Genomic DNA, 22,497 nt, shown 5'->3' on the forward strand with positions numbered 1-22,497 from the left:
GAGCATGAAATTGACCATGCAATTGAGCGTGAAGCAGGTCGCGCTGGCCGCGATCTGCTTGCTGCTGCTCGTGGCCGCGCCGTGGCTTGGCGGCAGCAGCTACCTGACGGGCGTTCTCACCGTCTGCCTGATCTATGCGATCTGGTCGATGAGCTGGGATTTCTTTTCCGGACTGACCGGGCGCGAGAACTTCGGCTATCCACTGTTCATCGGCATCGGCGCCTATGCCATCGGTTATCTCAATGTCAATCATGGCGTTTCGCCCTGGCTCGGCATGGCGGCGGCGATGGGATGCGCGGCGCTGGTCGGCGTCGTGATCGGATTTCCGACGCTGCGCCTGAAAGGCCCGTACTTCGCGCTGGCGACGCTGGCCGCGGCGTCCATCGCGCAACGGATGGTGCTGATCTTCTGGGAGGTGAGCGGCGGCGAGGAGGGCATCCAGGGCCTCACACCGCTGGTGAGCAATCCGGTCGCCTTTTATTACTTCGTGCTGGCGATGACGCTGATCAGCGGCGCGGTGCTGGTCGGCCTGGCACGCTCGCGCTGGGGCATACTGCTGCGCGCGATTCGCGGGGATGAGGCGAGTTGCCAGGCGGCCGGCATTAATATCACCTTCTACAAGATCGCCGCGCTGGTGATCAGCGCAGCCTTCGCCGGCATGGGCGGTGCCTTGTATGCCAGCTACCAGATGCAGGTCAGTCCGCAGATCCTGTCGGTCATGATGCTGGTCGCGGTGGTGACCATGGTCTATGTCGGCGGCATTGGCACGGTGTACGGCGCGGCCGGCGGCGCGATCCTGCTGTCGCTGATGGGGGAACTGCTGCGCAGCGTCGGCGAGTATCGCCTGCTGGTCTATGCACTGGTGCTGATCCTGGTGATCTTCTTCCTGCGCAATGGACTGATCGCCCCGATCTGGAAGCGACTCGGCGCGGCGGCGTCGAAGGGGGCGGCGAAATGAAACCGATCCTTGAAGTATGCGACCTGACCAAGCGCTTCGGCGGCCTGGTCGCTGTGCGCAACGTGTCCTTTTCGGTGCGGCGCGGCGAAATCGTCGGCATCCTCGGGCCGAACGGTGCCGGAAAAACCACCTTGTTCAACCTGCTGACCGGCTTCATGGCGCCGGACCAGGGCAGCGTCGAATTCAACGGCAAGCCGCTGCAAAAGCAGCCGCCGTACCGCGTCGTGAACATGGGACTGGCACGCACCTTCCAGCTCTGCCGGCCATTCGTCGGCATGTCGGTGCTGGAAAACGTGATGGTCGCCTGTTATTCGCCGCGCGGCGCGAGGCACGGCACAACCCACGGCGAATCCCCGGAAAACTGCTCGCGCAAGATCCTGGGGGATGTCGGCCTCGGGCACAAGATCGACATGCCGGCTGAATTGCTGTCCTACGGCGATCAGCGCCGCCTCGAGATCGCCCGCGCACTGGCCACCGAGCCGGAACTGTTGCTGCTGGACGAGCCCTTCGCCGGACTAGGATCGAGCGAGATCGAACCCTTGTCGGAACTGATCCGCCATCTGCATCGCGAACGCGGCCTGACCATCTTGATCATCGAGCACAAGCTGCGGGAGTTCATGCAACTGGTGCAAAGCGTGATCGCGATCGATTTCGGCGAAGTGATCGCGACCGGCAGTCCGGAAGACATCGTGCGCCACCCGAAGGTGGTGGAAGCCTATATCGGAAAGACGGAGGCCGACCTTGGCATTGCTTGACATTCAACAGCTTGCCGCGCGTTACGGCAAGGCGCTTGCGCTGGAGTCCGTCAGCCTCGACGTGCAGCCGGGCGAACTGGTCGGTGTGCTGGGGCCGAACGGCGCCGGCAAGAGCACCTTGCTGAAGGCGATATCGCGCACGCTGCCGTCATCCGGCACACTGCAATTCAATGGCGCGTCGCTGCATCAGCATGCGCCGCATCAGGTCGTTGGCCTCGGCATCTGCCATTGCCCCGAAGGCCGCCGCTTGTTCGCCGAGCTGACCGTGCGCAAGAACCTGGAGCTGGGCGCCTACCTGCGGCGCGACCGCGAGGACATCGAAGCGGATATGCAGAAAGTATTCGCGCTGTTTCCCGTGCTCCGGGAAAGGTGCGATCAGCAGGCCGCCACCCTGTCGGGCGGGCAGCAGCAGATGGTCGCGATCGGCCGCGCGCTGATGGGCCGGCCGAAGCTGTTGCTGCTCGACGAGCCATCGGTCGGTATCGCGCATCGTCTGAAGATCGAGATCTTCGATGCCATTCGTGCCATCAGCGCATCAGGCGTCGCCGTGCTGATGGCGGAGCAGGACGCGCTGAATACCTTGCGCGTGGCGAATCGCGTGTTCGTGCTGGAGAACGGCAAGGTCGCGCGCAGCGGGAGAAGTGCGGAGATGAAGGACGACGATCATATCCGGCGGATCTACCTCGGCGTCTGATGTGCCGACCCGCGCCAACCTGTGTCGACCACTCGTCGAAGGAGTGAGCTTGAAAACTACCATTGCCGTCATTCGTCCGATGCCGAGCGACATCATCGCCTTGCTGCGCCAGCACGGCACGGTTCTCTACAACCCGGACGCCGGCGTGCTCGAAGGCGAGGCACTGGCGCAACACATGGCGCAGGCGGACGCGGCGCTGGTGAGCGCGCTCGACCACATCGATGCCGCCCTGATCGCGCGTTGCCCCAAATTGCGCGTGATCGCGAATATCGGCGTGGGCTACAACAATATCGATGTCGATGCCTGCACGGCACGCGGCATCATGGTGACCAATACGCCCGGCTCGGTGGATGACGCGACTGCCGACCTGGCCTTCGGACTGATGCTGGCGGCTGCGCGCAGGCTGGTGGAAGTCGACCGCTTCGTGCGCGAACGCAAATGGGGCGCCTCGGCGCCGCCGATGGGACTCGACATCCACCACCGGGTGCTGGGCATCGTCGGCTTCGGCCGCATCGGCAAGACCATTGCGCGCCGGGCGCGCGGCTTTGAGATGGACGTGCGCTATTTCAAGCGCAGGCCATTGCCGGCAAGGGAAGAGGGCGCGCTCGGCGTGCGTTACCAGCCGCTGGCGGACCTGCTGCGCGAATCCGACTTCGTGCTGCTGCAAATGCCCTATGGCCCCGAATCGCATCACATGATCGGTGCGGTGGAACTGGCCATGATGAAGAAAACCGCGGTGCTGATCAATACGGCAAGAGGCGGCGTGGTCGATGACGCCGCGCTCGTCGATGCATTGAAGAATCGCACCATCGCCGCCGCCGGGCTGGATGTATTCGAGAACGAACCGCATCCGCATCCGGGTTTCCTGTCGCTCGATAATGTCGTGCTCGCGCCGCACATCGGCAGCGCCACCATGGCAACGCGCCACGCCATGGCGATGCAGGCCACGCGCAACCTGATCGCAGCGCTGCACGGCACGCCACTGGACCTGGTGAATCCTTAGGAGACCCAATGCCGAACTACCGCTCACGCACCACCACCCACGGACGCAACAAGGCCGCCGCGCGCGGATTGTGGCGCGCCACCGGCATGAAGGATGAGGATTTCGGCAAGCCCATCATCGCCATTGCCAATTCCTTCACGCAGTTCGTGCCGGGCCATGTGCACCTGAAAGACCTGGGGCAGATGGTGGCGCGCGAGATCGAGGCGGTCGGCGGCGTGGCCAAGGAATTCAACACGATTGCCGTGGATGATGGCATCGCGATGGGTCACGAAGGCATGCTGTACTCGCTGCCCTCGCGCGACCTGATCGCCGATGCAGTCGAGTACATGGTCAATGCGCATTGCGCCGACGCGCTGGTCTGCATTTCCAACTGCGACAAGATCACGCCCGGCATGCTGATGGCGGCGCTGCGGCTGAACATTCCGGTGGTCTTCGTCTCCGGCGGGCCGATGGAAGCGGGCAAGCTGACGCGCAACGGCAACGTCATTCCGATCGACGCGGTCGATACCATGATCGCGGCCGCCAATCCCGGATGCTCCGACGCCGACGTCGATGAAGTCGAGCACAACGCCTGCCCGACTTGCGGATCGTGCGCCGGCATGTTCACCGCCAATTCCATGAACTGCCTGACCGAAGCGCTCGGCCTTTCCCTGCCTGGCAACGGCTCGCTGGTCGCGACGCATGCCGAACGCCGCGAACTCTTCCTGCAGGCGGGCCGCACCGTCGTGGAGCTGGCACGGCGCTGGTACGAACAAGACGACGCGAGCGCGCTGCCGCGCGGCATCGCCGGTTTCGCGGCTTTCGAAAATGCGATGCGCGTCGATGTCGCGATGGGCGGTTCCACCAACACCGTGCTGCACCTGCTGGCCGCAGCACATGAAGCCGGTGTGCCGTTCACCATGGCCGACATTGATCGCATATCGCGTTCGACGCCGCACCTGTGCAAGGTCGCGCCCTCGATCCAGCAATATCACATGGAGGATGTGCACCGCGCCGGCGGCGTGACGGGCATCCTCGGCGAGCTCGACCGTCTCGGCCTGATCGAACGGCGCGTGCCGACCGTGCATTCCGCCACCATGGGAGAGGCGATCGATCGATGGGACGTGCGCCGCACGCGCGACGAGCGCGTCCTCGATTTCTTCCGTGCCGCGCCGGGGAACCGGCCGAACCTGCAGGCGTTTTCGCAAGATGCGCGCTATCCGCAACTCGACCTGGACCGCAGCGGCGGCTGCGTCCGCGACGGCGCGCATCCGTACAGCACTGACGGCGGCCTGGCGGTCCTGTATGGCAACCTGGCGCCGGATGGCTGTATCGTCAAGACTGCCGGGGTCGACCCGTCCGCGCTCGTGTTTTCTGGCCCGGCCATCGTATTCGAAAGCGAGAACGACGCCGGGCAGGGCATACAGAGTGGAAAAGTGAAGGCGGGCGATGTGGTCGTGGTCCGCCACGAAGGACCGAAGGGCGGTCCGGGCATGCAGGAAATGCTGAAGCCGACCGGCATGCTCAAGGCGCGCGGCCTCGGTGCGTCCTGCGCACTGATTACCGACGGCCGCTTCTCCGGGGCGACTTCCGGCCTGTCGGTCGGCCATATCTCGCCGGAGGCGGCGTCGGGCGGACTGCTGGGCCTGGTGGAAGACGGCGACATGATCGAGATCGACATACCGGCACGCCGCATCCGGCTGGCGGTATCCGATGACGAGATCGCGGCGCGACGCGAGGCCATGCAGGCGCGCGGAAAGCAGGCATGGAAGCCGGTGTCGCGCAAGCGCACGGTGTCGACCGCGCTGAAGGCCTATGGCGCGCTGGTGACCTCGGCCGCGTTCGGCGCGGTGCGCGACGTCAGCAAATTGGAGTGATGCGTTGACACCGCGGTGTCGGGAGAACAATGATGAATGAAGAACTGATCGCGCAGTTGCGTTCCATCGTCGGCGCCGAAGGCATCCTGCCTGCGGAAGAACTCCGGCGGCGTCCTGCGGGTTTCATGCGCGCGGACACCTTGCAAGCCAGCCTGTTGATCAGGCCGAAGACGACGGCGGAAGTGTCGTCGGTGCTCAGGCTGTGCAATCGCGAGAAGATCCCGGTCGTGCCCCAGGGCGGCCTGACCGGTCTGGTACACGGCGCCGACACCGCGCCGGAGCATATCGTTCTGTCGCTCGAACGCATGCATGCCATCGAGGAAATCGACCCAGTGCAGCGCATCGCAGTGGCGCAGGCCGGCGTCACGCTGCAAACCATGCAGGAAGCACTGGAACCGCACGGCCTGTCTTTTCCGCTCGACCTCGGCTCACGCGGTTCGGCCACCCTCGGGGGAAATGCTGCGACCAATGCCGGCGGCAATCGCGTCATTCGCTACGGCATGATGCGCGCGATGGTGCTCGGCCTGGAAGCGGTGCTGGCGGACGGCACGGTGATTTCATCGCTCAACCGCATGATCAAGAACAACGCCGGCTACGACCTCAAGCAATTGTTCATCGGCTCGGAAGGGACGCTCGGCGTCATCACGCGTTTGGTGCTGCGCCTGTCGGAACGCCCGCGCAGCCAGGATGTGGCGTTCGTTTCCCTGAACAGCTTCGATGCGGTGACGGCCTTTCTCAAGCACATGGATCGCGCGCTGGGCGGCAGCTTGTCGGCATTCGAAGTCATGTGGCGCGAATTCTATGAACTGGTGACGACGGCACCGGCGAAATCGGCGCCGCCGCTGCCGCATGGACGGCCTTTTTACGTGCTGGTGGAATCGCTCGGCGCGGAGCAGGAGAAGGACTCCGCGCGCTTTATCGCCGCGCTGGAAAGCGCCAGTGATGCCGGCCTGATCGCCGATGCCGTGGTCGCTAGCTCGGAGCGCGAACGGGCCGGACTCTGGGCGATGCGCGACGACGTGATGCAGGTCGCGCGCTACGGCTGGCCATTCACTTTCGACGTGTCGCTGCCGGTCGCCGCCATGGAGGGCTATATCCTTGGCGTACGGCGGACGCTGGCAGAGCGCTGGCCGGCGCATCACTGCTGGGTATTCGGCCATCTCGGCGACGGCAACCTGCATCTCGTGATCCATACCGGCAATGACGCGGATCGCGCACAGGTGGAGCGCATCGTGTACGAGCCGCTCGCACTCGTCGGCGGCTCCGTCTCCGCCGAGCACGGGATCGGGCTGGAGAAGAAACTCTATCTGTCGTTTTCAAGAACATCCGAGGAGATCGCGCTGATGCGCGCCCTGAAAACGACGCTGGACCCGAACGGCATCCTGAACCCAGGAAAGGTGGTCTAGGATCCTCTCTGTGCGATCGCGGCTTGCCGTTTCGGCAATGAAATGCGGTCGCGCCGATTCGCCATATTTATTGCGGGCAACGCAATGCTGCGGTACAGTTTATCTGCAGAAACTGACCGGTTCAGGTCTGCAGTCTGCATCGGAAAAGAAGACGGAAGACGGCAAGGCCCTTCGTCCGACAGCTCCACCTCGCTGTACTTGACCGGTCGTTTCGCCGCAGTGGGGCTCTCCCGTGGCGCCCCACACACGCGCGGCAATGCCGTCGCTACGCTCGTCGAGCAAGCGTTTGTGAAAGGCTGAGGATGAGACCACGCTTCACGCTGCAGTTCCAGCGCCTTTTCAACGCCGTACGACTTCTTCTGCCCGCCTCCGAATTGCATAGCCCATCGGAGATGACGCGCGCGGAAAACCTGCTTACCGCGGCGCTGCTGGCGCTGGTGATCATGCCGACCTACGGTTTTTTCTACCAGGCGCTCGGCGATCAGGTCAATGCCAGTTCGTGTTTCATTGCGATGGCGGGTGCGCTGAGTACGATAGGCGTGCTCAAGTGGGTCGGCAACGCGGTGCTGGCCCGCGAAATCCTCATCGTCTCCATGTTCATCCCGCTCGCCATCCTCAGCTCGCGGCTCGGCGGCGTGACGGCGCCGACGGTCGTCTGGTTCGCCGTTTGTCCGCTGGTCGCGACCGCCGGCGGCGGCCTGCGCCCCGGCCTGATCTGGTCCGCACTCAGCCTGCTTGCCGTCATCGCGCTGTATATCGGAAACATTCTCGACGTGCTGCCCGCCACGGTTGTGCGCGACATGCGGCTGCTCACGTTCGCGTCGACGGGCACGTTCGTCATGACGGTCGCGATCTTTCTGCTGCTTTACGAAAGGATCAATGCCGCTGCCTTCGTCCGACTGGACCAGGCGTTGAGCATCATTCGCGATCTCGCCATCAGGGATGAACTGACCGGCGTGTTCAACCGGCGCGAACTGATACGCGTCGCGGAGCAGGAAAGAAACCGCGTGGAGCGCAACGGCGCACCGTTCTGCCTGTGCCTGATCGATATCGACCATATCAAGGACGTCAACGACCGGTACGGCCACGCGGCAGGCGACCAGGTGCTGGTGACCCTGGCCGCCAAGATCCAGGGCGACATCCGGAAGACGGATTGGTTCGGGCGCTATGGCGGCGAGGAATTCCTGTTGCTCCTGACCGGCACCGGCGTCGATTCGGCGGCCGCATTCGTCGAACGCGTCCGGCAGGGCGTGGAAGAACTGCAATTTCCGGGAATACCGCGAGAAGCACGCGTCACGATTTCAATCGGCGTCGCGGAATACGAAGGTAGCGAAACCATCGGACAAACCTTGTCCCGCGCCGACCAGGCGCTCTATCGCGCCAAACACCAAGGAAGAAACCGCGTGGTGATCGCTGCCGACGCGCTGGCCGTCGGATGACGGTACGGACTCCCGGTCGTGCCGGATGGAAAGACCGCGGCCATATGCGCTGAAGGCAAGCGACACGAACCGCGCTTGACCGGGTCGAGGTCGATGAAACCACTCGCCCTGATGTCGAGTCTACAGATCAAGGGAGACACTTGTCCCGGACGATCTCACATCTCACTACACGACGCGAAAGGATGAGTAATGGAAACCGGACCTGACTTTGAACTGCTCAAGGATGCTTACGCCATCATCGATGGCATCCCTGAAACCGCCATTGCTCTCGGCCAGTTGCAAACCGCTCGGGGCGCGTCCCTCGAACACGGAACAATCTGCTCGCCGGCCGGCTGGCTGGCACAGCATCCGAAGTTCACGGCGCTGGGCTTGTCTCTCGAGGGCGAGCAACTGTCGCTGCAGGGCGAGCCGCCGGAAACCGGGTCGCCGGCGCAGATTCTGGCAAGAGTATTCGCACTCGAGGAGCCCGATGCGGAGCGACTGTTCAGCGACAGGAACACCTACACCCTAGGGGACGATTCCGGCCTGAGCGACAAGCGCCTGTGGCTGCATGAGGTGCGTGAATTCCTGAAAGAGCACGGTCAGATCGACGAAGACTTCGAAGAGCGGCTTGAAACCAGGGGGCCCTTCGCCGAGCCGGTGAACTCATCGGAAATCCGCGCCATTTGAATGGATTGTTTGCGCTGTTTGGATACAGCGCAAACCGCCTTCGGCGATAGCATTTCCATGTGGCAGCCGATTTTTATCAAACCGCCTGCATTTTCCTTCCGCAATCGTCACGCGTTCCGCGCCAGGTCCTATTGACGCACGACTTTGTGTGTCACCATTTCCTGCCACCGGCGGAGCGAGTTCCGCTTGGATGACAATGAATGGGAGGAAGGATTTTGGCGGTAACACGAAAGAGCGCATCCACTACCGCGCAAAGCAGCAGGCCACGCGCCGGCGCGAGCCGCAAACCGCAAGCGGCCGCGAATGTCCCGGCCGTGCGTGCATCGCAGGGCACGCCGGTAATGCGCCTGGCTCGACAGCTAAGGAGCTGGACCGGTTCTCTGCTCAACATCACGGTTGCGGCGACCGATATCACGATCACCATCGCGCGCCAGGGTTTCACAAGTCCGGAGCAGAAGGAAATACTGAGGAAGACCGGAAGCCTGCTGCGCGGCGCGCGCAAGACCGCTGGGCTGAGCATCGAAGAGTTGGGGAAGGCTGTCAATTTGAAGGATCCGGTTCTGCTGGAACTCGCGGAGAACGGCAAGACCGCGTTGCCGTTTGAAATCATCCTGAGACTGACGGCGGTCCTGGGCCGCAAGGATCCTGTGGTCTTTCTTCTGAATCTGGCGCGCAGCCACAATCCGGGACTCTGGAAGACCCTCGAAGACCTTGGCCTCGGCAGGCTGCTGGTACAGGCAGGGCGCGAGCGCGAGTTCGCCAATATCTATCGCGCATGCGACCAGGCGCGCGCGCTGAGCGATGCGGAGTTCGCCAGGCTGCTCGCCTTCATGCAGGCATCCTTCGACATGGCAATAAACTTCCACGCAAAGAGCGCAGACGCCAGGCTCACCGCCTGAGCGCGAACAGGGTCGGACGCCGCCTCTCCCGTCTGCGCGCCATTATTTGCATGCCGCTTGCTGCAAGGCGAAAAACGCCTTGAACTTGCCCAATCCCGCAAGGACAAAGTAACAAGGCAGGACGCAAATCCGTGTCCCGGCGACCCGGACGCGCCCGTTTTCCCACCAGCATCCCGCGTCCATGACGCAGCTGGTCGCTTCGATTACTGCAGGAAAGCATCATGATTTTTCTTGACGTGTTCTTCATGCTCATGACCCTCGATCTTGCGTACCAGGCATGGAAGGTCGGCATGCGGCAGTTGGGCAAGCTTCTTGCTCTGTGTTCGGTACTCGGATTTGGCGGCGCAGTCTTCAGCAATTCTCCGCTCCTGCTGATACCGCTGTTCGGCGTGCTGGTGCTGGGAACGACGGCCAATTACCAGATGCGGAAATATCGCGTAGGACGCTACAAGAATCTGCGTTGAAGAATTTTCCGCAGCCGACATCCACAGGATCGTCCTGAGACCCGCGAGAGTGACATGCAATGAGACGCCCACCCATCTACAGCAGATCCGCGCGGAAACGCAGGGCGGAGCCGCCGGCGGACGCGGCGTCTGCTGCTTCATACGAAACGGCAGAAGCTGCGCCCGAGGCGCGCCCGCACAAGCAGAACCAGGTTTATGTCCGCATGCGGGCATTGGCCGCGCGACATGAGCGCGTGCTGCTGGTCGCCTCGTCCGTGCTGCTGAGCGCGCTGCTGTTCTTTGCTTACACGCTCTCGCTGCCCTCCGTGCACAAGCTGACGCAGCGCGATATCGATGCCGCCGTACTGCATACGCTGGAGAAAAACACCTTGCCTTCGCCCGAGTCCCGGGCGTTCGAGCGCATCCGGCGCTCCGTGGTGCGCGTGGTCCAGGTCCATGATGAAGGCAACGGCAAGAAGACGCCCAGCGGTGTCGGCACCGGCGTGGTGATCATCGACAAGGGCGCCATCCTGACGAGCCTGCACGTCGTCGACGGCGATGAGAAGACGCGCATCAAGGTGCAGTTCGCCAATGGCGTGGAATCGGATGCGATCGTGCTGCGCCGCATGCCGGACCAGGACCTGGCGGTGATCGAGGCGATGACGATCCCGGACGACCTGGTTCCCGCGACCTTGCGTTCCACGCAGAATCTCGCGGTCGGCGACAAGGTGGTCGCGGTCGGCTATCCGTTCAATATCGGCCCCTCCGCATCGGCCGGCATCGTGTCCGGCCTGAGGCGAACCTATTCCGCGCCGGACGGCAGCGAAGTCCTGCACAACCTGATCCAGTTCGATGCGGCGGCCAACCCGGGCAATTCCGGCGGGCCGCTGGTCACCATGGACGGGGAAGTGGTCGGCGTGGTGACCGCCATCCTGAGCCCGCACGAGCAGGGCACCTTCATCGGCATCGGCTTCGCGGTACCGATTGAAGTCGCGGCGGCCGCAGCAGGCGAGTCGCCATTCTGACAACACTGACCGGACACCACACAATGGAAAACATGGACAACAGCAAGCCGGACGTTTCGCTGCGCATGGAGCGCGTTCTGTATGAAGTCAAACGGGTTGTCGTCGGGCAGGATCATTTTCTGGAACGCGTGCTGGTGGCGATTCTGGCCGGTGGCCATCTGCTGGCGGAGGGCGTACCGGGACTCGCCAAGACGCTCACCGTCAAAACGCTTGCCCGCACCATCCGCGGCAGTTTTCATCGCATCCAGTTCACGCCCGACTTGGTTCCCGCCGACCTGATCGGCACTCGCATCTACAATCAGAAGACAGGCGAGTTCAGCACCTCGCTCGGACCGGTCTTCTCGAATCTCTTGCTGGCCGATGAAATCAACCGTGCGCCGGCGAAAGTCCAAAGCGCGCTGCTGGAAGTCATGCAGGAATGCCAGGTGACGATTGCCGGCACCACCCATCGCGTCCCTGAACCCTTTCTTGTGATGGCGACTCAAAATCCGATCGAGACCGAAGGCACGTATCCGCTGCCGGAAGCGCAGGTCGATCGTTTCATGATGAAGGTGCTGATCGATTATCCGACCGAGGAAGAGGAGTTCGTGATCGTCAACCGGGTCACGAGCGAGGACCAGGAGGTGGCCTCCGTCACCACGACCGAGGAACTTGCCAACCTGCAGCGCCAATGCCGTGCCTGCTATATCGACCCGTCTCTGGTGCGCTATGCCGTGCGCCTGGTCGCCGCCACCCGCAATCCGGACCGTTACCAGGTGCAGAACCTGGCGCATTACCTGAGCTGCGGCGCCAGCCCGCGCGCATCGATTCATCTGGTGGAAGGCGCGCGGGCGCTGGCCCTGCTGCGCGGGCGCAATCACGTTCTTCCCGAGGATGTGGTCGATCTCGTGCCCGACGTACTGCGCCATCGCCTGTCCTTGTCCTATGAAGCGCTGGCCGATGCGGTGAGCGCCGACCAGATCATCCATCGCATCCTGAAACACTTGCGGCCTCCCGAAAGAGTGCTTGAAAGCCATGTCCGAGTTGATGCCAGCGCCTGAGGCGATACTGCGCCGCCTTGAAATGACGGTGCTTCGCCGTCTCGACGGATTACTGCACGGCGACTACCGAACCCTGTTCCGCGGCATCGGCGTCGATCTCGCCGACCTGCGCGAATACCAGTACCAGGACGATGTCCGGCATATCGACTGGAATGTCACCGCACGCCTGCAAACCCCTTACGTCAAGGAGTACTACGAGGAACGCGAACTGACCGCCTGGTTCTTGCTCGATCTCAGTCCGTCCGAGAATTTTGGGTCGCAATCAGTCACCAAGCGTACGCAGGCGATGGACCTGACAACCATTCTCGCCAGCCTGCTGAGTCGGCACGGCAATCGCGTCGGCGCGCTGTTCTACGGCACCAATGTGGACACTGTCGTGCCAGCCGGCAGCGGCCGGCGCCAGGTCTTGCAGCTGCTGCACAGGATGCTCAAGCGGCCACGGGGTGCCAAGGCGCCGTCTTCGACCCGGCTGCTGGACCTGTTGCAGACCGCCGCGCACGTAATGCACAGACGCTCGCTGGTCTTCGTACTATCCGATTTCATTACCCAGCCCGGATGGGAAAAGGCGATGGCCATGCTGGCGCAACGGCATGAACTGGTCGTGATCCGCCTCTATGATCCATTGGAAATGGCCTTGCCCGACCTCGGACTGCTGACGATCCAGGATGCGGAAACGGCCGAGCAATTGCTTGTCGATACGCACGACAAGGCATTCCGCAGCCGTTTTGCGGCTGCGGTGACCGAACGCGAGGAAGCCTTGCACGACGCGTTTTCCTACGCCGGGGTCGATGCGCTCGAACTCTCGACCGAAGACGACATTGTCGACGCGCTGTACCGCTTCTCGGAGTTGCGCAAGAACAGCAGCCGCCTGGCGACAGGCGGCACATCGCAATTCGGCAGGAGGCAGTAATGAGTTTCATCTGGCCTGACATGCTGTGGCTGTTGCTGGTCCTGCCACTGCTGGTGCTCGCGTACTGGGTCATGATGCGGCGCCGGAAGAAATACGCCATGCAATACGCCGGCCTGGCAACCGTCCGGCAGGCGATGGACGGCACCCAGCAGATCCGCCGCCACATTCCGCCGGCATTGTTCCTGGTGGCGCTGGCATTGATGCTGCTGGCAGCGGCGCGACCTACCGCGATCATGATGCTGCCTTCCGACCAGAAGACCGTGATCCTTGCCGTGGACGTTTCCGGCAGCATGCGCGCCAATGATGTCGTGCCAAGCCGCCTGGCGGCGGCGATTTCTGCTGTGAAGGCCTTTGTGCGGGACATGCCGCGCAATTCCCGCGTCGGGCTGGTGGCTTTTGCCGGTACGGCAGCCATTGTGCAAGCGCCGACGTCGAATCGCGACGACCTGCTGGAGGCGCTTGACCGCCTGCAACTGCAGCGCGCCACGGCGGTAGGTAGCGGCATCCTTGTGTCGTTGAAGGCGATCTTTCCGGATATCGAGTTCAATCTGGATTCGCTCGATCCGCGGCCCCTTGAGTCACAGGACAAGCTGACGGCGCAGGAACTGGGCAAGGAACCGAAGTCGAAGCCGACGGGGCAATTTGTTCCGGTGCCCCCCGGTTCCTACAATTCCGCCGCCATCATTCTGCTGACCGACGGTCAGACCACGACCGGTCCGGATCCGGTCGAAGCTTCCTTGATGGCGGCCGAGCGCGGTGTGCGGGTCTATACCGTCGGCATCGGCACCGAGGCCGGCAAAATCCTCACGGGCGACGGATGGGCCATGCACGTGCGGCTGGACGAAGAACCGCTGAAGAAGATCGCCGAAGTCACAAAGGGGCAATATTTTCACGCAGGCACGGCACACGACCTGGCCAATGTGTACAAAACGCTCAGTTCGCATCTCACCCTCGAGCGGCGCGAGCGCGAGGTATCCGGCCTGTTTGCCGCCGGCGCAGCCGTATTTGCGATCTTGTCCGCCTTCCTCTCGATGCTCTGGTTCAACCGGGTCTTGTAGAACGCGTGTCCATTTTCGCGTCGACATGAATTGCGTTCGACGCCCCTCAATTGGTTTTGGGACAGACTTGGTATCATGCTAAATCCTGTCATGAACCGTTCCGGGGGCAACAAAACAGTTCATGACAGGATTTAGCCGCCGGAATGGTTCTCACGACCGTCAAGGAACACGAGATGCAGGAATCGCTTCACCTAATCGGCGGCAACAGTGAAACCGCTCGCCTGGTCGGCACGATGGACTGGGATACCACGCCGCTCGGCCCGATGAGCGAATGGCCGCAAAGCCTGAAGACCTCTCTGAGCATCTGCCTGGCCTGCCGTTTTCCCATCATCCTGTGGTGGGGGCCGGAGATGGTCATTCTCTACAACGACGACTACATTCCGGCCCTCGGCAAAAAGCACCCGGCGGCGATGGGCGGCTTCGGGCGCGAGGTGTGGGCCGACGTGTGGCCTGTGGTCGGCCCGATGCTGGAGGAGGTGGTCAGTACCGGCAAGGCGGTCAAGGCGGAAGACTTGCTGTTGGTGATGAACCGCAACGGCTACGAAGAGGAAACCTATTTTTCCTTCAGTTACTCGCCCATCATGGACGAATCGGGTGGCGTGGGCGGCATCTTCACACCGGTCATCGAAACCACCGAAAAGGTGATCGGGCACCGCCGCATCGAGATGCTTCGCCTGCTCGGCAACCAGCCGCGCGCATCCGATCTGTCCGGCGCCTGCCGCGCCGCCGCGAACGTGCTCGCCGGCGCGAAGGCGGATATGCCCTTCGGTCTGTTTTACCTGCTCGACGAAAAATCGGGCACGGCGCATCTCGCCGCATCTTTCGGCGTCGAGAATTTTCCCGAGATTGCTCCCCGGGAGATTGCGCTGCACGACAAGACATCTTCCTGGCCGCTGGCCGACGCGCTGGCTTCGGCTGGCGTGCATGTGGCGGGCGAGCTGCACAAGCGCTTCGCACGCTTGCCGGCCGGCGCCTGGTCGTCCAGCGTGCGCGAGGCCGTTCTCGCTCCCATCGCCATGCCGGGCGACGACCGCCCGATCGCGATACTGGTCGCCGGCGTCAATCCGCACCGCGCGCTCGACGATGCCTATTTGTCCTTCTACAACCTGCTGGCCGACCAGCTGCAAGGCTTGATCAGCGAAGCGCTGGCCTATGAAGCGGAGCGCAAGCGCGTCGAGGCACTGGCCGAAATCGACCGCGCCAAGACCGTTTTCTTCAGCAACGTCAGCCACGAGTTCCGCACGCCGCTGACGCTCATGCTCGGTCCGCTGGAAGAACTGTTGGCGGACGACAGCATGCCGCCCGCAGCCCGCGGCCAACTCAGGCTCCTGCATCGCAATGGCATGCGCCTTCTGAAGCTGGTCAATGCCTTGCTCGATTTCTCCCGCATCGAAGCCGGACGCATGAGCGCCGCCTTTGAACCGGTCGACCTCGCGCAGACCACGGCGGAGTTGGCCGGCGTGTTCCGCTCCGCCATCGAAAAGGCCGGCATGGCGCTGCATGTCAATTGCGTAGCGCTGCCGGAGCCGGTGTACGTCGACCGCACGATGTGGGAAAAGATCATTCTCAATCTGCTGTCGAATGCCTTCAAGTTCACCTTCGAAGGCGCGATCACGGTCACGCTCCATGCGCTGGACGAGCGCGTTGTGCTGATGGTTTCCGATACGGGCGTCGGCATCGCCCAGGACCAGCTGCCGCGCGTCTTCGAGCGCTTCCATCGCATCGAAGGTACCCGTGCCAGAACGCACGAGGGATCGGGAATAGGCCTGGCGCTGGTCCGCGATCTGGTCGGCCTGCACGGCGGCGAAATTGCCATCCGCAGCACGCCGGGGCAGGGCACATCGCTGATCATCACGCTGCCCTTCGGCAAATCGCACCTGCCGCAGGATCAGGTCAGGGAATCGCGGACGGACCGGCCGAGCACGGCACAGGCCGACGCCTTCATGAAGGAAGCCGAACTCTGGCTGGCCTCCGGCAGCGCGCCGAAGGCGACATCCATGCGAGCACCCGATAGCGCGCAGGCCGATGCTGGCGCGCAGCAATGCATTTTCGTCGTGGACGACAATGCCGACATGCGCGACTACGTCACGCGCTTGCTGCAGCCGAGATGGAATGTGCACGCATTCGCGGATGGCCGGCAGGCATTGGCTGCGGCGCAAGCTCATCCTCCGGCGCTCGTCATTGCCGATGTCATGATGCCGATGATGGATGGTTTTCAGATGCTCGCCGCGTTGCGTAGCGAGCCGGCGATCAAGGATGTGCCGGTGATCCTGCTCTCCGCCCGCGCGGGCGAAGAGGCGCGCGTCAGCGGACTGCAGGCGGGCGCGGATGATTACCTTGTCAAACCATTTTCAAGCAGGGAGCTGATCGCTCGGGTCGAAGCCTTGTTGCTGCGCTCCAGTCTGCACGCCATCGAAACCGCCCAGGCGCGACGGATGGAGGCGGTCTTCGCACAGGCGCCGGCCGCCATCGCCATCCTGCGCGGCCCGGAGCATGTCTACGAACTGGCGAATCCCTCTTATCTGGAGCTCGTCGGGCGACGGAAAATCATCGGCAAGCCGATCCGCGCGGCCTTGCCCGAGCTGGAAGGGCAGGATATCTACGAACTGCTGGACCGCGTCTATCGCACCGGCACGCCGTATGTGGGCCGCTCGCTGCGCGCCGAAGTCGCCAAGGGCGACCCACCGGCGCGGCAGGAGTGTTTTTTCGATTTCGTTTATCAGCCGATGTTTGCGGGCGACGGCAGCATTGACGGCATTGCCGTGGTCGCCTTCGACGTGACCGAACTGAGCATGGCGCGACGGGCCGCCGAGCGGGCAAGCCGCGCCAAGGATGAATTCCTCGCCATGCTGGGCCATGAGTTGCGCAACCCGCTGGCGCCCATCATGACCGCGCTGCAGCTGATGAAACTGCGCGGAATCCAGGTGGCGGAAAAGGAGCGCGGCATCATTGAGCGGCAGGCGGAGCATCTCGTCGGCCTGGTGGATGATCTGATGGATGTGGCCCGCGTGGCACAGGGAAAGATCCATTTACGCAAGGAACTCGTCGAGCTGCACTCCATTGTCGCGAAGGCGATCGAAACCGCGAGCCCCTTGCTGGAAGAAAAACGTCACAAGCTCCGCAGCGATATCCCATCGCACGGCATGCAAGTCCATGTCGATCCGAATCGCTTCGCGCAGATCCTGGCCAACCTTCTGATGAATGCCGCGAAATATACCGACAGTGACGGCACGATCGGCATTCACGCGGCGCAGGAGGCATCCGACATCGTGATCGAGATTGCCGACAATGGAAACGGCATTTCGCCGGAGATGCTGCCGCATATTTTCGACATGTTCGTGCAGGACCGGCAGAACCTCGCCCGGTCGCGCGGCGGGCTTGGACTCGGACTGACCATCGTGCGCAGCCTGATCGAACTGCATGGCGGCTGGATCAGTGCATCCAGCGCGGGACCGGGAAAGGGGAGTGTCTTCACCTTGCGCTTCCCGGCGGCCAATATGCAGGATGCCGAACCCCAACGTGCGAAGCATGCGCCTGGCGCCGCTTATCCCGATGTTGACGGCAGTACCTCCATCCTCATTGTCGACGACAACGCGGATGCCGCTCGCACACTCGGAGATTTGCTCATGGCCCGCGGCTATCGCACCCTGGTCGCATTCGACGGGCCTTCGGCGCTGGGAAGATTGCAGTCGGAAACGCCGGACATTGCCATTCTCGACATCGGCTTGCCCGGCATGGATGGTTACGAACTTGCAAGCAGCATTCGTGCGATGCCAGGCAAGGAGCACATCCGTCTGATCGCGTTGACCGGTTACGGCCAGGACAGCGATCGCAAACGGATCGCCGAAGCGGGCTTCGAGCGGCACATCGTGAAGCCGGTAAATTTTGCCGACCTGGAGAAAATGCTGCATGACCCCGCCGCGCGGCTGGGCTGATTTCATTCCGCGTTGCAAGCCGCGGACTTATTCCGAAAAAACTTCGCGCCGGATCAAATCACCTCTTAAAAATCTAACAAACGCCGCGGATCATTGTCTACAGCCTGGTAGGCACCTATGACATCAACCCGGGAAGCAATCAATGGTCCGGCCCGACAGGGTCAGGCACGTTGTTTGCACCTCACCATCTTTCACGAATGGAAGGAGTACCGCTATGAACAATAAACTCACCGTCCTCGCAGCATCGCTCGCCTTTGTTTTTGCATCAAGCGCCTATGCCCAGCAGACCTCAGGCAGCTCTGCCACTTCCGGCATGCAAAGCTCGAAGCAGACCATTGAACAGCAACACAAGGCGGCAATCGAGAAATGCAACGGCATGAGCGGCAACGCCAAGGATATCTGCAAGGCCGAAGCCGATGGCCAGAAGAAGATTGCCGAGGCGCAGGCCAAGCTCGATCAGCGCGACACGCCAAAGAATCGCCTCGCGCTGAACGAGGCAAAAGCCGACGCCGACTACAAGGTCGCCAAGGAACGCTGCGACGACCAGGTCGGCGATGCAAAAAGTGCCTGCCAGAAGGAAGCCAAGGCCAAGCACAACATGGCGCTGGCGGAAGCCAAGACACAGTCGCAGAAGCAAACGGCAACGGGCAGCAGCGCCACCGGAACTTCCTCCAGCGGGCAGGGCGCGATGACCGGTAGCAGCAGCACGGACACATCGGGCACTTCATCGACGGGACAAAGCTCTTCTTCGGGAAGCACGCCTTCCAGTTCGTCCTCGTCCACGCCATCCACGTCGCCGGGCTCGGAGCAATCGGGCACGCAGCCGAAGTAATTCCGGCCTGAACCCATTTGCCGAAGAAATCCGCAGGACGCGTCAGGATTTGTCCTGCGGACCTGGTTGTCCATCCGGCACACCGGCATCGGCTCCGCCAAGCTCCGCTGCACGCTTCAGGAGCAGTTCACGTTCGCGGCCATTGCCTGCCAGCTGCGCTGCGCGTGCGAACTCCGTCCGCGCCTCTTCGTTGCGCCCGAGTTTCGCAAGCAGGTCGCCACGCACGCTCGGCAGCCATTGATACCCCTGCAGGGCGCGTTCGTCGCGCAGGCTGTCAACCATCTCGAGCCCGGCCGCTGGACCGAAAGCCATGCCGACGGCCACCGCGCGATTGAGTTCAATCACCGGCGACGGAGACACTCGCGCCAGCGCCGCGTAAAGTGCTGCAATCCGTTCCCAGTCCGTGTCGGACGCCGTGACTGCACGCGCGTGACAGGCTGCAATCGCCGCCTGGAGCGCGTAGGGCCCAGGCGAAACCATCAAGCCCTCGGCGCGCTGGAGCGCCGCAAGCCCCCGGCGGATGAGCAGATGATCCCAGCGCGAACGATCCTGGTCGAGCAGCAGGACCGGACGTCCCGATGCGTCGACGCGTGCCTTGGCGCGGGATGCCTGCAATTCCATGAGCGCGGCAAGTCCGTGCACCTCGGGCTCATCCGGAGCGAGCTCGGCCAGCATGCGCCCGAGGCGAAGCGCCTCGTCGATGAGCGCAGGACGCATCCAGTCGTCGCCGGCGGTCGCGGTATAGCCCTCGTTGAAAACCAGGTAGACCACTTCCAGCACCGACGATAGCCGCTCTTGCAGCGCATCGCCGCGCGGCACCTCGAACGGCACGCGCGCCTCGCGCAAGCTGCGTTTGGCACGCACGATGCGTTGCGCAATCGTCGGCTCCGGCACGAGAAAAGCACGCGCGATCTCATGCGTGGTCAGCCCGCACAGCAGCTTCAAGGTCAGCGCCAGACGCGCTTCCGTCGGCAGCACAGGGTGACAGGCGGTGAAGATCAGACGCAGGAGATCGTCTCCTATTTCATCCGCCCGGGCGGCATCGAGTCCATCCACAAAATCCGGCACGATCATGGCCTCCTGCGCATCAAGCTCATGGCCCAGTTGTTCCAGCTTGCCCTTCGCCAGCTTGTGATGCCGCAGGCGGTCGAGCGCCCGGTTTTTTGCCGTCGCCATGAGCCAGGCGCCGGGGTTGTCCGGCACGCCGGCGGCCGGCCAGTGTTCGAGTGCGGCCACCAGCGCATCCTGAGCCAGCTCTTCAGCCAGCCCGATGTCGCGCACCAGGCGTGCGACGCCGGCAACGATCCTGGCCGATTCGATGCGCCAGACCGCGTCGATCGCCTGATGCACGGCCGAATGCATCAGGCATTTCCCGCTGCGGAGGTATCCATGTGGACCAGTTCCCATATATGTCCGTCCAGGTCCTCGAACCCATGGCCATACATGAAGCCGTGGTCTTGCGGTGCGCGCGGCGCCTTGCCGCCGGCGGCGAGCGCCTTGGCGACCAGCTGATCGACTTCCTCGCGGCTGTCGCAGGACAGGCACACTAGCACTTCAGTGAGCTTGCTGGCATCCGCAATCGGCTTGTGCGTGAAGGTCTGGAAGAAGCTCTCCGCCAGCAACATCACATAAATGTTGTCGGAGACGATCATGCAGGCGCCTTGCTCGTTCGTGAACTGGGCGTTGAAGCCGAATCCGAGGTTCGTGAAAAAGGCTTTCGCGCTGTCGAGATTCTTGACCGGGAGGTTGACGTAGATTTGCTTGTTCATGCTTGTCCTTGGCTGTCGATAAGGTGGAATAAGGAGGCTAGTGGATGCTCAGCGTACCGACTCGCCGCGAATGTCCAGTTCGCGGAATTGTTCGACTGCCGGGCTGGGGGCGAAGTCTTCCAGTTCGTACATCTGCCTGACCTCGATCTCGGCCTCGACATCCTCGCCATGCGGTGCGGGGAAGCGGCGCGTCCACTCCAGTGCCTCCTCGCGCGAGCGCACGTCGATGATGGTGTAACCGGCCACCAGCTCCTTGGTTTCCGCGAACGGGCCGTCGATCACCATACGTTTTCCGGCCGAATAGCGGATACGCCAGCCTTTTGCGCTCGGCTGCAAACCGGAGGCGTCGAGCAGGACACCCGCCTTGGCGAGCTGTTCGTGATAATCCGCCATCTCGGCCATGAGTTTTTCTTCCGGCATGACGCCGGTTTCGGATTGCCGGCTTGCTTTCACGATAATCATGTAGCGCATGATCGTTTCTCCTTCGAATTGTTCACGGATGCCTGCCCGGGCGCGGATTGCTCCCGCTTGGCGGCATCCTGATGACACGACGAATGAAGTGCGGCGAAATCGACAAGCCGGCGCAGATAAATGAAAACTTTTTCAGGATTCGTAACAGGGGGCGAGGTTACGTACCTCGACGGTGCACCATTCGGCTGCGGGGCATTTGCTTGCAATGGCGACAGCTTCTTCCCGGGTTGCGCAGTCGATCAAAAAGAAACCCCCGATCATTTCTTTCGCCTCGGAAAACGGCCCGTCTAGCACGCGCGGCTTGCCGCCATGCACCTGAACCCGCGCGGCATTGGCAAGTGGACCGAGCGATTCCGCGCCAAGGAGCAGGCCGCGTTCCTTCAGGTCGCCCGCGAAGTGCAGCATCCGTTCGTAGACTTCACGGCCTTCAGCCTCCGTCCGGGTTTGTCTCTGGCCGGTGGGTTCGATAATGAGCAGCATATAAGGCATGGCATTTTCCAGTGAATGAGCAAGAGTGAAGCCCGATCGCGGTGATGATGGGCTTCAATGGGCACGGAAAATGGATTTTTACACAATATGCGCCGAGCGGTCTTGTTCGACCTGGGTAAGCATGCTTTGCCGGGTTAGTTGAAGCCGCGGCCTTCACCCGCCTCTTCATGGGTCACACCGTCGCGGATGTGGTAAATGCGCTTAAAGGTGGGAATGATTTTCTCGTCATGGGTGACGACGATGACGGCGGTTTCGAACTTGCGGGCCATGTCGTTGAGGATACGGATGACACCCATCGCCCGCTCGCTGTCGAGCGGAGCGGTGGGCTCGTCGGCGAGGATGACCGGCGGGCGGTTTACCAGGCCACGCGCGATCGCCACACGCTGCTGTTCGCCTCCGGAAAGCTGCGATGGCATGGCTTGCGCCCGGTGCTGCACATCCAGCGCGGCGAGCAGTTCCAGTGCCTTCGCGCGGGCTTGGCCATTCGCGACGCCGGCGAGCATCGGAAGCAAGGCAACGTTGTCAGTGACATCAAGAAACGGAATCAGGTAGGGCGCCTGGAACACAAATCCAATCTTGTCGCGGCGCAGCGCGCGCAAGTCGCGCACATTCCAGCGATCGTCATAGATCACTTCGTCGCCGAGCGTCATCCGTCCCCCGGTCGGATCGATGACCGCGCCCAGGCATTTGAGCAAGGTGCTCTTGCCCGAGCCGGAAGGACCGATCAGGCCTACCACCTCTCCGGGTTCGACGTGCATATCAACGCCTTTCAAGGCATCGACCGCGGTGTCACCCGTGCCATAGCGCTTTCTCAGACCTTCGATGCGAATACCTTTGCTGCTCATG

General features: G+C 62.6%; 21 protein-coding genes. 16 read left to right on the forward strand and 5 right to left on the reverse strand.

What is annotated here, in order from left to right; all coding sequences use genetic code 11:
- Nucleotides 1-4 precede the first annotated feature (4 nt).
- From VJ651_RS23385 to VJ651_RS23460, 16 genes are all read left to right on the forward strand, one after another.
- Nucleotides 5-958 (forward strand): branched-chain amino acid ABC transporter permease, encoded by a 954-nt coding sequence (locus VJ651_RS23385; RefSeq protein ID WP_324109736.1) that lies wholly within the window; start codon nucleotides 5-7, stop codon nucleotides 956-958.
- Nucleotides 955-1,713: an ABC transporter ATP-binding protein gene (locus VJ651_RS23390; RefSeq protein ID WP_324109737.1), complete on the forward strand. Its 759-nt coding sequence runs from the start codon at nucleotides 955-957 to the stop codon at nucleotides 1,711-1,713. Before VJ651_RS23385 ends, VJ651_RS23390 begins: the two co-directional genes overlap by 4 nt.
- On the forward strand, nucleotides 1,700-2,407 hold the full coding sequence (locus VJ651_RS23395) for an ABC transporter ATP-binding protein (RefSeq protein WP_324109738.1): 708 nt from the start codon (nucleotides 1,700-1,702) through the stop codon (nucleotides 2,405-2,407). The genes VJ651_RS23390 and VJ651_RS23395 overlap by 14 nt, the downstream gene beginning before the upstream one ends.
- 49 nt (nucleotides 2,408-2,456) lie before the next feature.
- Complete coding sequence (locus tag VJ651_RS23400; RefSeq protein WP_324109739.1) at nucleotides 2,457-3,410, forward strand: D-glycerate dehydrogenase; 954 nt, start codon at nucleotides 2,457-2,459, stop codon at nucleotides 3,408-3,410.
- A gap of 8 nt (nucleotides 3,411-3,418) precedes the next feature.
- A complete protein-coding gene (gene ilvD, locus VJ651_RS23405) occupies nucleotides 3,419-5,266 on the forward strand; it encodes a dihydroxy-acid dehydratase (protein ID WP_324109740.1) in 1,848 nt (615 codons plus the stop codon).
- 29 nt (nucleotides 5,267-5,295) lie between these two features.
- Nucleotides 5,296-6,672 carry an FAD-binding oxidoreductase gene (locus VJ651_RS23410; RefSeq protein WP_324109741.1) on the forward strand — a complete coding sequence of 459 codons (1,377 nt, stop codon included), beginning with the start codon at nucleotides 5,296-5,298 and terminating at the stop codon, nucleotides 6,670-6,672.
- 302 nt (nucleotides 6,673-6,974) lie between these two features.
- Entirely contained in the window at nucleotides 6,975-8,111 is a 1,137-nt protein-coding gene (locus VJ651_RS23415; protein ID WP_324109742.1) for a GGDEF domain-containing protein, read from the forward strand.
- A gap of 189 nt (nucleotides 8,112-8,300) precedes the next feature.
- Nucleotides 8,301-8,780 carry a hypothetical protein gene (locus VJ651_RS23420; protein WP_324109743.1) on the forward strand — a complete coding sequence of 160 codons (480 nt, stop codon included), beginning with the start codon at nucleotides 8,301-8,303 and terminating at the stop codon, nucleotides 8,778-8,780.
- 215 nt (nucleotides 8,781-8,995) lie between these two features.
- The gene (locus VJ651_RS23425) at nucleotides 8,996-9,679 is read left to right on the forward strand and encodes a helix-turn-helix transcriptional regulator (protein ID WP_324109744.1); all 684 of its coding nucleotides are present in this window, start codon (nucleotides 8,996-8,998) and stop codon (nucleotides 9,677-9,679) included.
- Between the two features lie 221 nt (nucleotides 9,680-9,900).
- The gene (locus VJ651_RS23430) at nucleotides 9,901-10,143 is read left to right on the forward strand and encodes a hypothetical protein (RefSeq protein ID WP_136418994.1); all 243 of its coding nucleotides are present in this window, start codon (nucleotides 9,901-9,903) and stop codon (nucleotides 10,141-10,143) included.
- Between the two features lie 59 nt (nucleotides 10,144-10,202).
- A complete protein-coding gene (locus VJ651_RS23435) occupies nucleotides 10,203-11,147 on the forward strand; it encodes a S1C family serine protease (protein ID WP_324109745.1) in 945 nt (314 codons plus the stop codon).
- 23 nt (nucleotides 11,148-11,170) lie between these two features.
- Nucleotides 11,171-12,187 carry an AAA family ATPase gene (locus VJ651_RS23440; protein ID WP_324109746.1) on the forward strand — a complete coding sequence of 339 codons (1,017 nt, stop codon included), beginning with the start codon at nucleotides 11,171-11,173 and terminating at the stop codon, nucleotides 12,185-12,187.
- Complete coding sequence (locus VJ651_RS23445; protein WP_324109747.1) at nucleotides 12,162-13,097, forward strand: DUF58 domain-containing protein; 936 nt, start codon at nucleotides 12,162-12,164, stop codon at nucleotides 13,095-13,097. Before VJ651_RS23440 ends, VJ651_RS23445 begins: the two co-directional genes overlap by 26 nt.
- On the forward strand, nucleotides 13,097-14,155 hold the full coding sequence (locus tag VJ651_RS23450; protein WP_324109748.1) for a VWA domain-containing protein: 1,059 nt from the start codon (nucleotides 13,097-13,099) through the stop codon (nucleotides 14,153-14,155). The genes VJ651_RS23445 and VJ651_RS23450 overlap by 1 nt, the downstream gene beginning before the upstream one ends.
- A 143-nt stretch (nucleotides 14,156-14,298) precedes the next feature.
- A complete protein-coding gene (locus tag VJ651_RS23455) occupies nucleotides 14,299-18,090 on the forward strand; it encodes an ATP-binding protein (protein WP_324109749.1) in 3,792 nt (1,263 codons plus the stop codon).
- 214 nt (nucleotides 18,091-18,304) lie between these two features.
- Complete coding sequence (locus tag VJ651_RS23460; protein WP_324109750.1) at nucleotides 18,305-18,922, forward strand: hypothetical protein; 618 nt, start codon at nucleotides 18,305-18,307, stop codon at nucleotides 18,920-18,922.
- 42 nt (nucleotides 18,923-18,964) lie between these two features.
- Here the strand turns inward: VJ651_RS23460 and VJ651_RS23465 are convergent, their stop codons facing one another.
- The 5 genes from VJ651_RS23465 to VJ651_RS23485 all read right to left on the reverse strand — a co-directional run bounded on the left by VJ651_RS23465 (nucleotide 18,965) and on the right by VJ651_RS23485 (nucleotide 22,496).
- Complete coding sequence (locus VJ651_RS23465) at nucleotides 18,965-20,284, reverse strand: RNA polymerase sigma factor (RefSeq protein WP_324109751.1); 1,320 nt, start codon at nucleotides 20,282-20,284, stop codon at nucleotides 18,965-18,967.
- Nucleotides 20,284-20,691 carry a VOC family protein gene (locus tag VJ651_RS23470; RefSeq protein WP_324109752.1) on the reverse strand — a complete coding sequence of 136 codons (408 nt, stop codon included), beginning with the start codon at nucleotides 20,689-20,691 and terminating at the stop codon, nucleotides 20,284-20,286. Before VJ651_RS23470 ends, VJ651_RS23465 begins: the two co-directional genes overlap by 1 nt.
- A gap of 48 nt (nucleotides 20,692-20,739) precedes the next feature.
- Complete coding sequence (locus VJ651_RS23475) at nucleotides 20,740-21,162, reverse strand: YciI family protein (RefSeq protein WP_324109753.1); 423 nt, start codon at nucleotides 21,160-21,162, stop codon at nucleotides 20,740-20,742.
- 132 nt (nucleotides 21,163-21,294) lie between these two features.
- Nucleotides 21,295-21,651 carry a YciI family protein gene (locus VJ651_RS23480; RefSeq protein ID WP_324109754.1) on the reverse strand — a complete coding sequence of 119 codons (357 nt, stop codon included), beginning with the start codon at nucleotides 21,649-21,651 and terminating at the stop codon, nucleotides 21,295-21,297.
- Between the two features lie 134 nt (nucleotides 21,652-21,785).
- The gene (locus VJ651_RS23485; RefSeq protein WP_324109755.1) at nucleotides 21,786-22,496 is read right to left on the reverse strand and encodes an ABC transporter ATP-binding protein; all 711 of its coding nucleotides are present in this window, start codon (nucleotides 22,494-22,496) and stop codon (nucleotides 21,786-21,788) included.
- Nucleotide 22,497 lies beyond the last annotated feature (1 nt).

Source organism: Noviherbaspirillum sp., assembly GCF_035254865.1.
Taxonomy (GTDB): Bacteria; Pseudomonadota; Gammaproteobacteria; order Burkholderiales; family Burkholderiaceae_D; genus Noviherbaspirillum.

Bases quoted from the DNA above. Each gene is read 5' to 3' on its own strand.
- VJ651_RS23385 (WP_324109736.1), top strand. From the start codon at position 5: ATGAAATTGACCATGCAATTGAGCGTGAAGCAGGTCGCGCTGGCCGCG.
- VJ651_RS23390 (WP_324109737.1), top strand. From the start codon at position 955: ATGAAACCGATCCTTGAAGTATGCGACCTGACCAAGCGCTTCGGCGGC.
- ilvD (WP_324109740.1), top strand. From the start codon at position 3,419: ATGCCGAACTACCGCTCACGCACCACCACCCACGGACGCAACAAGGCC.
- VJ651_RS23410 (WP_324109741.1), top strand. From the start codon at position 5,296: ATGATGAATGAAGAACTGATCGCGCAGTTGCGTTCCATCGTCGGCGCC.
- VJ651_RS23415 (WP_324109742.1), top strand. From the start codon at position 6,975: ATGAGACCACGCTTCACGCTGCAGTTCCAGCGCCTTTTCAACGCCGTA.
- VJ651_RS23420 (WP_324109743.1), top strand. From the start codon at position 8,301: ATGGAAACCGGACCTGACTTTGAACTGCTCAAGGATGCTTACGCCATC.
- VJ651_RS23430 (WP_136418994.1), top strand. From the start codon at position 9,901: ATGATTTTTCTTGACGTGTTCTTCATGCTCATGACCCTCGATCTTGCG.
- VJ651_RS23435 (WP_324109745.1), top strand. From the start codon at position 10,203: ATGAGACGCCCACCCATCTACAGCAGATCCGCGCGGAAACGCAGGGCG.
- VJ651_RS23440 (WP_324109746.1), top strand. From the start codon at position 11,171: ATGGAAAACATGGACAACAGCAAGCCGGACGTTTCGCTGCGCATGGAG.
- VJ651_RS23445 (WP_324109747.1), top strand. From the start codon at position 12,162: ATGTCCGAGTTGATGCCAGCGCCTGAGGCGATACTGCGCCGCCTTGAA.
- VJ651_RS23450 (WP_324109748.1), top strand. From the start codon at position 13,097: ATGAGTTTCATCTGGCCTGACATGCTGTGGCTGTTGCTGGTCCTGCCA.
- VJ651_RS23455 (WP_324109749.1), top strand. From the start codon at position 14,299: ATGGTTCTCACGACCGTCAAGGAACACGAGATGCAGGAATCGCTTCAC.
- VJ651_RS23460 (WP_324109750.1), top strand. From the start codon at position 18,305: ATGAACAATAAACTCACCGTCCTCGCAGCATCGCTCGCCTTTGTTTTT.
- VJ651_RS23465 (WP_324109751.1), bottom strand. From the start codon at position 20,284: ATGCATTCGGCCGTGCATCAGGCGATCGACGCGGTCTGGCGCATCGAA.
- VJ651_RS23470 (WP_324109752.1), bottom strand. From the start codon at position 20,691: ATGAACAAGCAAATCTACGTCAACCTCCCGGTCAAGAATCTCGACAGC.
- VJ651_RS23475 (WP_324109753.1), bottom strand. From the start codon at position 21,162: ATGCGCTACATGATTATCGTGAAAGCAAGCCGGCAATCCGAAACCGGC.
- VJ651_RS23480 (WP_324109754.1), bottom strand. From the start codon at position 21,651: ATGCCTTATATGCTGCTCATTATCGAACCCACCGGCCAGAGACAAACC.
- VJ651_RS23485 (WP_324109755.1), bottom strand. From the start codon at position 22,496: ATGAGCAGCAAAGGTATTCGCATCGAAGGTCTGAGAAAGCGCTATGGC.